Annotated in this window: 10 protein-coding genes; 4 read left to right on the top strand and 6 right to left on the bottom strand. The window is 50.3% G+C overall.

What is annotated here, in order from left to right:
- Positions 1 to 1,029: 1,029 nt before the first annotated feature.
- The 4 genes from P0D70_RS35535 to P0D70_RS35520 form a co-directional block, all read right to left on the bottom strand.
- On the bottom strand, positions 1,030 to 1,494 hold the full coding sequence (locus P0D70_RS35535; RefSeq protein WP_114200365.1) for a GFA family protein: 465 nt from the start codon (positions 1,492 to 1,494) through the stop codon (positions 1,030 to 1,032).
- A gap of 205 nt (positions 1,495 to 1,699) precedes the next feature.
- Positions 1,700 to 2,185 carry a hypothetical protein gene (locus P0D70_RS35530; protein WP_408187956.1) on the bottom strand — a complete coding sequence of 162 codons (486 nt, stop codon included), beginning with the start codon at positions 2,183 to 2,185 and terminating at the stop codon, positions 1,700 to 1,702.
- A gap of 200 nt (positions 2,186 to 2,385) precedes the next feature.
- Complete coding sequence (locus P0D70_RS35525; protein WP_408187955.1) at positions 2,386 to 3,291, bottom strand: hypothetical protein; 906 nt, start codon at positions 3,289 to 3,291, stop codon at positions 2,386 to 2,388.
- Between the two features lie 659 nt (positions 3,292 to 3,950).
- Positions 3,951 to 4,766, bottom strand: coding sequence for a hypothetical protein (locus P0D70_RS35520; RefSeq protein ID WP_408187954.1), 816 nt, complete (start codon positions 4,764 to 4,766; stop codon positions 3,951 to 3,953).
- A 553-nt stretch (positions 4,767 to 5,319) separates the two neighbouring features.
- On the opposite strand from P0D70_RS35520, the gene P0D70_RS35515 reads away from it, so the two are divergent.
- The 4 genes from P0D70_RS35515 to P0D70_RS35500 all read left to right on the top strand — a co-directional run bounded on the left by P0D70_RS35515 (position 5,320) and on the right by P0D70_RS35500 (position 9,274).
- The gene (locus P0D70_RS35515; RefSeq protein ID WP_408187953.1) at positions 5,320 to 6,087 is read left to right on the top strand and encodes a hypothetical protein; all 768 of its coding nucleotides are present in this window, start codon (positions 5,320 to 5,322) and stop codon (positions 6,085 to 6,087) included.
- 927 nt (positions 6,088 to 7,014) lie between these two features.
- Positions 7,015 to 7,602 (top strand): hypothetical protein, encoded by a 588-nt coding sequence (locus P0D70_RS35510; protein ID WP_408187952.1) that lies wholly within the window; start codon positions 7,015 to 7,017, stop codon positions 7,600 to 7,602.
- Between the two features lie 11 nt (positions 7,603 to 7,613).
- On the top strand, positions 7,614 to 7,937 hold the full coding sequence (locus P0D70_RS35505; protein ID WP_408187951.1) for a hypothetical protein: 324 nt from the start codon (positions 7,614 to 7,616) through the stop codon (positions 7,935 to 7,937).
- Between the two features lie 200 nt (positions 7,938 to 8,137).
- The gene (locus P0D70_RS35500) at positions 8,138 to 9,274 is read left to right on the top strand and encodes a hypothetical protein (protein ID WP_408187950.1); all 1,137 of its coding nucleotides are present in this window, start codon (positions 8,138 to 8,140) and stop codon (positions 9,272 to 9,274) included.
- Positions 9,275 to 9,330: 56 nt separating this feature from the next.
- On the opposite strand, the gene P0D70_RS35495 is transcribed toward P0D70_RS35500, so the two are convergent.
- Together P0D70_RS35495 and P0D70_RS35490 are read right to left on the bottom strand one after the other, a co-directional pair.
- Entirely contained in the window at positions 9,331 to 9,555 is a 225-nt protein-coding gene (locus P0D70_RS35495) for a hypothetical protein (RefSeq protein ID WP_408187949.1), read from the bottom strand.
- Positions 9,556 to 9,676: 121 nt separating this feature from the next.
- On the bottom strand, positions 9,677 to 10,123 hold a 447-nt coding region (locus P0D70_RS35490; RefSeq protein ID WP_459252450.1), incomplete at its 5' end, for a DNA adenine methylase.

Here is a 10,123-nt window from a genome sequence, read left to right as displayed (position 1 = left end):
CACCTCCCCCCCGCCAGATAAGCCTTTGCGCAACGGCCTACGCCATAGACTACGCCGATCAATTTCCTATCCGTCCGCTGTCGACCCTGAAGGGACGGTCCCATAGCCGGAAAGCAGTCGTTCACTCGATCAGCGTGAGGACTACTGCGCTCACAAAAACTCTGGTTTGATAGCAAACGACAGGGCATCTACCGATTAAGAAATTGGTTCCTGTACCAGATTGCCATCAACAATAGGGCGCTGCTTACGAGGAGAAAAGCAACAAAGGCGAACCATCCCTTTCTCGACTTTGGGAACTCGGCCCCCGGCCCTGCAACGGCACTAATTACTAACAAAATGATCGCCCCTACGCCGACCAGCCCCTTAGCTATCAACGTGACGATTCCCCTCGTATATCTCAGCGGATTCCCCTGCCGGTAGGGACTCGGGGTTGGGCGATGAAACTTTGGCCGGTTGTCAAATAGCATTCTGCATCCGGTGCGCTGTCGTGTTCCGACTCATCTGGAGAACTCAAATATTAGCTGCACATGGAAGCCGACGAAGCGAGTATCTTCGTCGTCAAAGCGCGAAGTGCAAGCCATTCAGGCACACATTGTCGCCAATTTCGGCAACCGGTCGAACGTCGCTTCCTGGCCGGACCTTGCCACTTCACCATCGAAAGATGCTTTTGAGTATGACGTACGCAATGAAACCAAAAGCGATCACAGCGCCTGCTATCCCCGCAATCCTTTGTCCGCGGGTCTTTGGATAGTTTCCGGGTATTCCGACCATGGTCTACCAATTGATTCCTTTTACCGCGGTTAAAAGTTTAGGCAACGACATTTTGGCAGGATCGCATTAGCGGCTCCTCAAAGCGATATTCGCTCTGATCGCATGGCGATTGTCGACGATCTGAACGATGGTGTCGACCGGCCGTTCCTGGCCGGACTGAGCCCGAGACGACTGGATCATGCCGAAACAGGCGATCGGCTCGCTAATTTGGCGACAAGCGATCTAAGCACCGCCCGTCCGGCGTTAATTCCGGGTTCCTTAGCGCTCGTCGATGTTCCGTTCGCGCCATAAGCGAAGCAATTCTTCCTGCTCGCCGACACTTCCTTCAAAACTAGGAATGCCATCTGGAATCAGAAACCATGGCTGTTTGCTACGGGTGAATATGTGCGCTATCGGAGAAAATTCGCTTTGGTTTTGCAATGTGCCTGGTCTGAGTATCGCCAGATCGGGCTGATCAACGGGCTCGGCCCAAAGCCGCGTGTCACAGCGCGCGCATGCCTTGCTACGCCGCTGCCGCCCACGACCAAAGTCAAAGGTCAACATGATCGGCTCACCTTCCAAGACATGCAAATCGGCTCGGCGGACCCACATCACGGGCAGCGCAGCACCGCCTGTTCTTCGCTGACAGGTGGTGCAATGACAAACATAAAAAGTGAGTGGTTCGTGCCGGAGCTCAAACTTGATCTGACCGCAGAGGCAGCTACCGATGTAGGGTGCCGGCATACAAGCCTCCTAAATGCCGCAGATTAAAAAACGGTAATCTTGTTAGTTCGGAACGTGCGCGAGCCAGCGAGAATTGTCGACGATCCGCCGGCCATTGTCGAACGACCGGTTGTGGCCGATGCCGGGCCATCGCGCGTCCTGAGCGCTTCACATTGGGGACCACGCAATCAACGGGCTTCTGATTCTCAAAAACATCTATACCGCGTTACCGTCCTCGATCGCTCATAAGGCCGTCACTACTCAACCAGAGGCCATCGCTCAGATATAGATCTTCATCGGAGTCGCTTGGCGAGATCGCCTCATATACTTCCCGCATTTCGTCTTTTCCGTTATCTCCGGAAACTTCGCATCGGTCATAAATTTCAAAAAACTCGGCGATCACAGGCTCAAACTCAAGGATAGTGTCCGCCTTACAAATCTTCACGTATTTGCGTCCCGCGCGATCTTCAAAGAACGCTGGATTGCCGCCATGGTCTGTACGTAATTGATTGGCGGCGGCTATGAGCCGGGTCTGCTCGTTGCAAACAACGGGAAAACCGATGTGCTCACTGGCTGTTGCAGTCATGAGTTCGTAGTTATGAGCGCTTCCCAAAATTCTCAAGTAGAGAATGCCATCGCAAACAACAACGGCTTTCTCGCGGCTGCTTATACCCGTCTTCTCGGACGGCAGAACTTTGATATCTTGGGCCAAGGCTTAACTCCAGATTTTCATGCACAAGCAATTTCGCGGCCGATTGGCCGTCGAGGCAAAACGGAACTTTCGTAATTGTCAACGATCGGGATGCCAGTGTCGACCGGCCGCTCATGGCCGGCAAGCGGTCGTTCGTTCCGTCGCCGGTGACAACCCGGAAAAGTGCAACCTGCCAAATCTGCCGATGGCGGGGCCCTATTTTAAGCGGAACTAATTGAGGCTCCGGAACCTGCCCTGAAAATCGCTTGAAGGTGCGCTCGCAAAGCAGCCTCAACTTTACTCTTACCTTCAATGGTGTTTTTGTACATCAAAACCCGAAATGGAGAAAGATCGAATGGTAATTTGACGCCCTCCTCAGCTATCAATATAGTCGGCTTCCCTTTGGCATGCGCATACCCAACCTCGTAATAAACATTTGGATTGCTCGGCGTTATTTCCGCGACCACGACCGAGGCCTCATTAATCTGCCGAATAATATCCTGGATTATTAAGCCTGGACCATATTGCTCATCCACGCGAATAACATCGATTTTCTCATCTAGGCATACCGGCTTTATCACACTGTCATATAGCTCGTTATACGGTGCTGAAAACTGCATTACAACAAACGCTTTCGGCTTCTGCGCTGAAACGTGGAAATCTGAAAACGTAACCTTCCCTTTAGAAAGCGCGTATAGCCCTATCGGTCGGCCATTGAGCGTACTCGGCAAAATCGTATCAACAACCGGAACACCGTTTGCCTTAAGCACCACTCTTTGACCAAACACCGAGACTGATAGTGCATACTCTCTGTCTGGAGAAATATTTTCCAATGCGCCCGAATTTGCGTTTTCGAAGGGTATCCAGCGTTTTCCATCGAACGCGGTTACCGAAAACATTGCACCTTGGAACGAGCCCAGCCCAGCTACCAGTTGCGAATTGACCGCCGGATTGGAAGCCAAGCATATCGATGCGTTAAATTTTGTACCAATTTGTTCTGCGATAACTTTGACCGAAATTGTCCCGCCGAGGAAATTCGAGTCACATAGCGCTAAGCCAACAGCCGCGCCGTCCGGATGCGACACTTGCTTGTCGTCAACGTAGGTTATCTCACGACCGTTGAACACGACACTTCCGTCAGGAGTGAAAGTGAAGTCCCCAAATAGAGGTATCCAGTTTATGTTCATGGCGCAAATCGGTTAGGGAAGGGCAGCACATGCTACTACGGACTGAGTGGTCATCTATCAAATTGCAGCGGCCCACCGAGCGTTGTCGACGATTTCCATCGGCTGGTAGAGTGACCGCGGCCTGGAAACGAAAGATCGGGCGGCCCAATAATGCAGTGCATCAATCCCAATGCCATCGATTCGGCCGTTGGGGCACAGTACCTTTGCGAGCGCCGAGCTTTGATGCCCCTTAGTTCAGGGTCAGGGGGCGGAATGAGAGGCGCAAGGCCTGTCAGCTATGGATTGTCACCCCTCCTGTAGCAGATCTGTAGCAGACGAAACCTCCCCGTTTAGCGCATCAGTCGACCAACACACAGTCCGACTTGATCGCGTTCGTCCGGCAAAACACGGCCAACTGCCGCCGTTAATCGTCTGCGTCAAGTTGCCACTCGATCAGCTGCCTTTCTCGGCAATGCCGCCATTCAATATAGTCAACCGAGTGTCAAAGCTGCGCCAGCTATGCCGCTTGCATCGCACCTCGTTTCGTTGCGCAGCTTGCGAGCGACATTTTTCTGATAGGAGAACCGCTGGTTCGACGCATGCAAGCTCATCGACTATATCTACGCATCTGCCGCGCCAGAAGCTCGAATTAACTCAAAGTTGCCTTGCCAGCTGTCTATAACAATTGGCTTTAACTGCACCTCACAGAAACCCATGGGAAAGTAGGCGTGCGACGTGTCTTTTTCGCAAAAGAATTTGATTATCTCAAACCCGGATCTAATGACATTAAATACCGCCGGATCAAGAAGTTTTTTCAAAAATCGCGCGTCAACCTCGGTTTCGGTTGTTTTCTTTATGGTTTTTTGATGGACGATATCGTTTCGGATTGTTTCCAGGTTTTTAAAATCAGCCCAGAAAATCAGATCCTTCGGCGATTTACTTTTAAATATTTCTGGCAAAATGGTAGATATTTTGTCGCTGGTCTTGTGCCAGCGCTCTACGGCAGCTTTATCCCAAATCTCGGTGACTCCCTTTTGGTTTTTGACCGTAAGCGAGTAATTTTCTGGAATTGCGATATTGCAGAATGACTCTATGGCTGTATAAATTGCAACGACGCTGCTCTGAATGCATTCCAGATAATTAAATAGACGCGGCACATCATCGTCCTTAACTTCAATAATCCTAGATTTTTTTAGCTTTCCTCCAAACAAGCTAGCATGAATGTTGATAGCCTGCTGCAGCTGCTTGCTTGCAATGCTGGAAAATAAGGCGACATTGTTTGGTGTGGGAAAACTAACCTCGCAATCCCCAATCTTGAGAATCTCGATTGGTTGAACAGTTACTGTTTTTTTGACGTCCTCTACGTGAAAGATCTGTGGGCGCGCCATCCGCCGGTCTTTTACCTTTATTTCCTTTTTCTCTTGTCTTGATTTCATTTTTCTGCGCCGCCAATGGTCAAACGACCAGTATATCGAATAAAGATCACCTCAGGGAACGGCCGGTAATCGACGCAGTAAAACAGTTTAGCCTGTGAACCGTTCGTTGAGGTCGGTACGCACGTCGGCTTCAACCTAGCACGAGTCAGAGCGCTAACCCGCGACTGACTGCAGTGCCCGAGATTGGGACAGTAGAATGGGCTAGCTCGGGCGACTGAGTTGCGTCGGACTGCGCCGCTCAAAGCCACTTTGCTTGGTCCTAGCGGCGCCTGTTCAGAGGGCATGGAAAGCGAGAAGTCCGTCAGATAAGGCACTATAGCGCTGGAACAAAGGTATCGTAACAAAAAAAGGACCCGTCGAAGTGGCCTTTTTTGCTCTTGACCATGGCTGGCCAGTTCATTTACTCAATCAAAAGAAGATTTATACCAATACGCGTGGAGAAACAACGCGCAAAAGCCCGTCAGACATAACCTGTCACCGGCTTGCGCAGTTAATGGGCTATGCTTGTCGCGGCCCCACACCAAAACCACCATTCCTAATTCGGAGAAATCAAATGTTCGAAGCCTCAAGGAGTAAGATCAGCCGGGCGAAAAAACATGCCGACGAATTTTTGCAAGATGTGCGTGAATTCTGCGGCACCGACTTTTTGGATTTCAGCATCGATTTCGATGAAAACACTCAGAACAGCACGCTCAAGTTCAAGATGAAGCAGCATCCGCCCGTGGAGCTGTCAATGATTCTCGGCGACGCTATCCACAACCTGCGCGCAGCCTTAGATCTCGCATTCGTTGAATTCATTGAAGCTGTCGGTATTACACCTACGAAATGGTCAACTTTCAGAATCTGGGAAAGCCGCGACAAGATGGTTTCCACCTACAGCGCCAGCCTGTTCAAAGGGTTTGATGATGTGACTGAATTGTTTTCTGATCACATTAGAAATTTTGAAGGCGGAAACGGGCATCTTGCTAGCCTTGATGCGTTGGATATCGACGATAAGCACCGTCTGCTGATTCCAACGTTCTCCGTGGTTCACCTCATGAACGTGACTGCAGAGCTTGTTATGGAAGGCGGCGGCCGTATAGGCTTCAATAACTGCGCGCTAGGTGTTGAGCAAGGCGGCGTGCTGAATCTGGTGGGATCGCCCGGTCGCGGAGTGCTAACTGTCAAGAATCGCGGCACTCCTCAAATAGCAGTGCTCTTCGGCGAAAGTACCTCGCTTGCTCAGCAAGCTATTCCCGAAACGCTGACCGTATTTGCCAAAGCAGTAGAAGAAGTAATTGCCCAGTTGGAGCGTTTCCTGACGGATCGGTCAAAAGACTAAAGCGTCCGTACCGCAGGCTACGGGGTATCAGCACCACTATCCACGACAGAACACGTTAGCGGTCGCTTTTGAGACAACCGGACGCCCCTCTTGCGGGATCTGTTCCTGCTGAAAAAAATTTGTCTAATACGCAGCATCTTCAATCCCAGTCACAACCTCGAACCAACCTGCTGATTTGGCCCCTTAGAGGATCTGCGCGGAGTGTGCAATGTATCGTGGGAACGTGCTCTGGGGAGAGGGCCAGACGACAGGCTTCAGTGTTCGAAGTTGACGCTACGCCGGTGCTAACGAAAGGTCAGCGCGGGTCGCGTTCCGCGTTTTAAGCCCTGCAGAGCGGTCATTCGCGGCGCGTAGAGAGCGGGTCTGGACGCATGGCGGCTCCGATGATTTGCCGGCGTGCTGCGATCAACGCATGACAGAATGACCGTGAAAACAGTCCACCACCAAATCCAGTGCTTTGATCTCTATTCCACATCCTTTGCTCCCGTCGCTGAGCATTGACGGTGCCCGACCACCATATCGCTTTTCTTGTGTATTCCGTCCTGCTTGATCACCTTCTCCTGGAGGGGATGGAATGACCGCAAGTCCTGTGAGATGTGTGGATTATCGATTGGTATCAAACATATTTCGCCAAATACCGGCGAGATCAAGTGACCAGCAGCTATTGCCTCACGGTTCGCCGTCAGGGCGTTGGCCGTCCCCGAACCATACTCAATTCTTCCAAGACGTTTCGCCAGACCGTCAGCTCTTGACCACTGTCGCGATTGATCTGCCCGAAATCGAGAGACGCCGGCTAGCATCTTTTCCTCTCAAATGTCAAGCGGCCACCGCCCGCAATACATTACTTTATTAAAGTAAAAATCTTGAACGCTGAATCAGTCTGCACTACAAATTTGAGATGCCGAAAAATAACCAAACTTAGAGAAAATGAACAAAAATCAAATTTCCATTTTTCCGTCCATTGTGATCACAGCGATCGCTTTGACGGGATGCGCAATTCACTTGGTATCAGATTACGACGCGGACACGGATAAAGGTGTCTCCGATATCAAAACGGAGTTGACGCAAATATTTTCCAAAATGCGCGATTGCGCGCGTCAAGACACGCGAGCGCATACTGGAACTGGTCCTTTGCCCAAGGACCCAGCGCGAATTATTTGCGATAATCCCGCAAGCACCTATTCCGCGGGCGACTATAACAAAATTCAAGGGCAACTTGACACCTTAATCGTGCGATCTGAATCGATTGCCCACAATCAAATCACGACGAATTCGCTTATTAATCTTGAGGCGGCCATCCTTCAATACCCGGTGCAATCAACCTCGCCTTCAGGCGACACATCCAATGCAAATTCGAACAAACCGATAATGTCAATAGAGGAGCGGCAACAATTACCTGAACCCATTAGCTTGGCCGATCTGAACAATCTAAGTCAAACATCTGACAGTCTAATTCGGTCAATCCTCGTCGTTGAGTTAGCGAAGAAGTCCGGCGAAACACCTTCCGGTAAATAGGAGAATTTATTATGGACTGGGGACAAGTCGCACAGAACATGCTGCAAGCTGCAAAGACTTCTGCAGGAAATGATTGGCCAAAGCTGAGAGATTACGCGGAAAACGAGTTCAAAAATCTTTCAACGGTGGCTGGCCAGATCGAGGAGCGTAAGAATCAGGGTACGATTACTGAAGTAAACGCGGAGTTTCTGATAGGACAATATCAGGCCGCTGCCCGCGGCGTGTTGTTTGCTGTCGAGGGTCTCACCAATCTACTGATTCAGAAAGCGTGGAATGCTGCGATGGCAGTACTGGCCCAGGCAATTGACACTGCAATTGGTTGGTCCCTTGTTTGACACCCATCTAAAAAACTAAATACCACCTGCGCATGAAGCCAACCTGACATATGGACTTTGAGATGACGTGCGGTCATCTTCATCATTATGATTCGTCGGGATAAAAAAATCCTTCGGCATCGAAATAGTGCTGCATTTCCATTAAAACAACTATTGCGCTGGAATTCGCCTCACTCATTAGATTCGCCGTTGGAGACGAAATGGACTACATAACGAAACTTGGCTGGAACTTCGTCCATGTGCAAGCTGCCGGCAGTGTGCTCTTACTAGTCACGGTCGTGATCGGAACAGCAATATTGCAACGACGTTTAATACTCACGAGCATTAATATATTGGGCGAGATGTCGGATTCAACTAAAGCGACCGCTTTGTGGAAAAATGCGCACCGATACTTTGAGCGCCGCGACGTCAACGTCTTTATCAGTCCAGCGCACAGAATTCCAGTATATTTTCTGCTTCTGGTAGTTTTATTCTGTTCAATGGTCACTTATTTCGGTGCCGAATTTTTCTCGGCACCCGATCGTCCCGTAACCCCAAGCTACGTGCTCGGCGGCGCTTTCGCCTCAATGTCAGCGCCTAAGGACTTGAGGAATTATCAGTCAGGGACGGTATTGATAGGCAGCATCGCATTCCTTGGGGCTTATTTGTGGACCATCGCTCAGTTAATAAATAGAGTCAACAACGATGACATAAGTCCGGCGACCTATTACTTCTTATCTATTAGAATAATCACTGCCTGCATTTTTTCGGGTATTGCTCGGCACGTGGTGGAGGCTCTCCCGATGAATAAATTTCTTTATTCGGGTGAGGTACCAGTGGGTCTAGCAGCGCTTGGGTTTGTTATCGGTTGGAATCCAACGCTATGGATAGACCAATTAGTCGAACAAATCGGGAACTATTTGAAGAGGAAGATTCCCTCGCAGCGGTGGCCGGCGCAGTCCGCGATGCCGTTGAACATGACATTGATATTCATTCAAGGATTAGTACCTGACAAGATCGAAAGAATCAGAGAGCTTGATATCGATAATTTCCAAAAATTGGCTCACGAGAACCCACTCGTCATCTGGGTGCGGACATCATATACACTGGAGCTGGTAATCGATTGGATCGCGCAAGCGCAGTTGTGCTTACTCTTCGACGACGAAAAAGTCCAGTTAATGCGGATCCACGGCATCCGCGACGTTTTTTGCTTCGTTGAGACGGTGAACGATTCTCCAAGCCTAAAAGAGCTTTCTCAACTTATTAATGTTTCAGAGCCATTGCTATCCAAATCAGTGGCCGCGTTGACAGGATGCCCCGCGTATCTTCACCTCGAGGAGCTGAAATCGTCGCTTTAAGTTTTATGAATTCCCACGAATGGCGATATAGTTCCAACATCTAATTCCTCGTCGCTCTATACAGCCGTTTTTTGTGCATAGGACACCCCAATCTCCCGACTTGGTTGGCTTGCGCGGAAACCAAAAGACGTCTTCTTTGTCGTCTGTTGACTTGAGTCTTTGCTCTTGCGTGAGCGAGACAGCAGGTATTTCCCGACATCGCGATCAGCAGCCACAGCAATGACGACGAGTTCTTTCGGAAGATCGGTAGGCTCAGCAAATGATTTCATCTGTGTTTTCATTTCGTTGCCTACTTTGCTGACACCTCCTGTTGACTTTCCATGATAATGCCGAACACCAACTGCAAATGTAGGTTATAAAATGTATCGGGACTCTCGACTCAAAGCCCCGATCATTCAGCAACTAGAAAAGGCCTGCCGGCTGCGCAGCGTCATCCCAACTGAAAATGATCACCTCCTTGCGGGCCGCTTCTCGGCCGCCACCTCCCACGGTGTACTTGATGTCCACCGTTTCAATGTGAAAGCCATCGAAGGCCTGGCGGATCGCCGGGTGATCGTTCAGGCTAATAATCGCCTTCCCATTCAAAGTACGTAGTCGAGCGGCCATGGCGATGTACTCGTCATAGTGGAACGGGACGCCGTAGCCTTCAGTCTCCCAGTACGGAGGGTCGAGATAAAACAGCGTATGCGGCCGATCGTATCGGTCGATGCATGTCTTCCAGTCCAAGTGCTCAACGAACGTGTTGGAGAGCCGAAGGTGCGCGGCCGACAGGGTCTCCTCAAGCCGTAAAAGATTCAGACCGGGAGGCGTCGTGGTTGCCGTGCCGAAAGACTGCCCTTCCACCTTCGC

Source organism: Paraburkholderia sp. RL17-381-BIF-C (assembly GCF_046026435.1).
GTDB lineage: Bacteria > Pseudomonadota > Gammaproteobacteria > Burkholderiales > Burkholderiaceae > Paraburkholderia.
The sequence above is the reverse complement of the archived record's forward strand: the minus strand, read 5'-3'. Positions and strand labels throughout refer to the sequence as shown.

What these genes read in the sequence shown, in the direction of transcription:
- P0D70_RS35500 (WP_408187950.1), top strand. Translation starts at nt 8,138, where the DNA reads ATGGACTACATAACGAAACTTGGCTGGAACTTCGTCCATGTGCAAGCT.
- P0D70_RS35495 (WP_408187949.1), bottom strand. Translation starts at nt 9,555, where the DNA reads ATGAAAACACAGATGAAATCATTTGCTGAGCCTACCGATCTTCCGAAA.
- P0D70_RS35510 (WP_408187952.1), top strand. Translation starts at nt 7,015, where the DNA reads ATGAACAAAAATCAAATTTCCATTTTTCCGTCCATTGTGATCACAGCG.
- P0D70_RS35505 (WP_408187951.1), top strand. Translation starts at nt 7,614, where the DNA reads ATGGACTGGGGACAAGTCGCACAGAACATGCTGCAAGCTGCAAAGACT.
- P0D70_RS35515 (WP_408187953.1), top strand. Translation starts at nt 5,320, where the DNA reads ATGTTCGAAGCCTCAAGGAGTAAGATCAGCCGGGCGAAAAAACATGCC.
- P0D70_RS35535 (WP_114200365.1), bottom strand. Translation starts at nt 1,494, where the DNA reads ATGCCGGCACCCTACATCGGTAGCTGCCTCTGCGGTCAGATCAAGTTT.
- P0D70_RS35520 (WP_408187954.1), bottom strand. Translation starts at nt 4,766, where the DNA reads ATGAAATCAAGACAAGAGAAAAAGGAAATAAAGGTAAAAGACCGGCGG.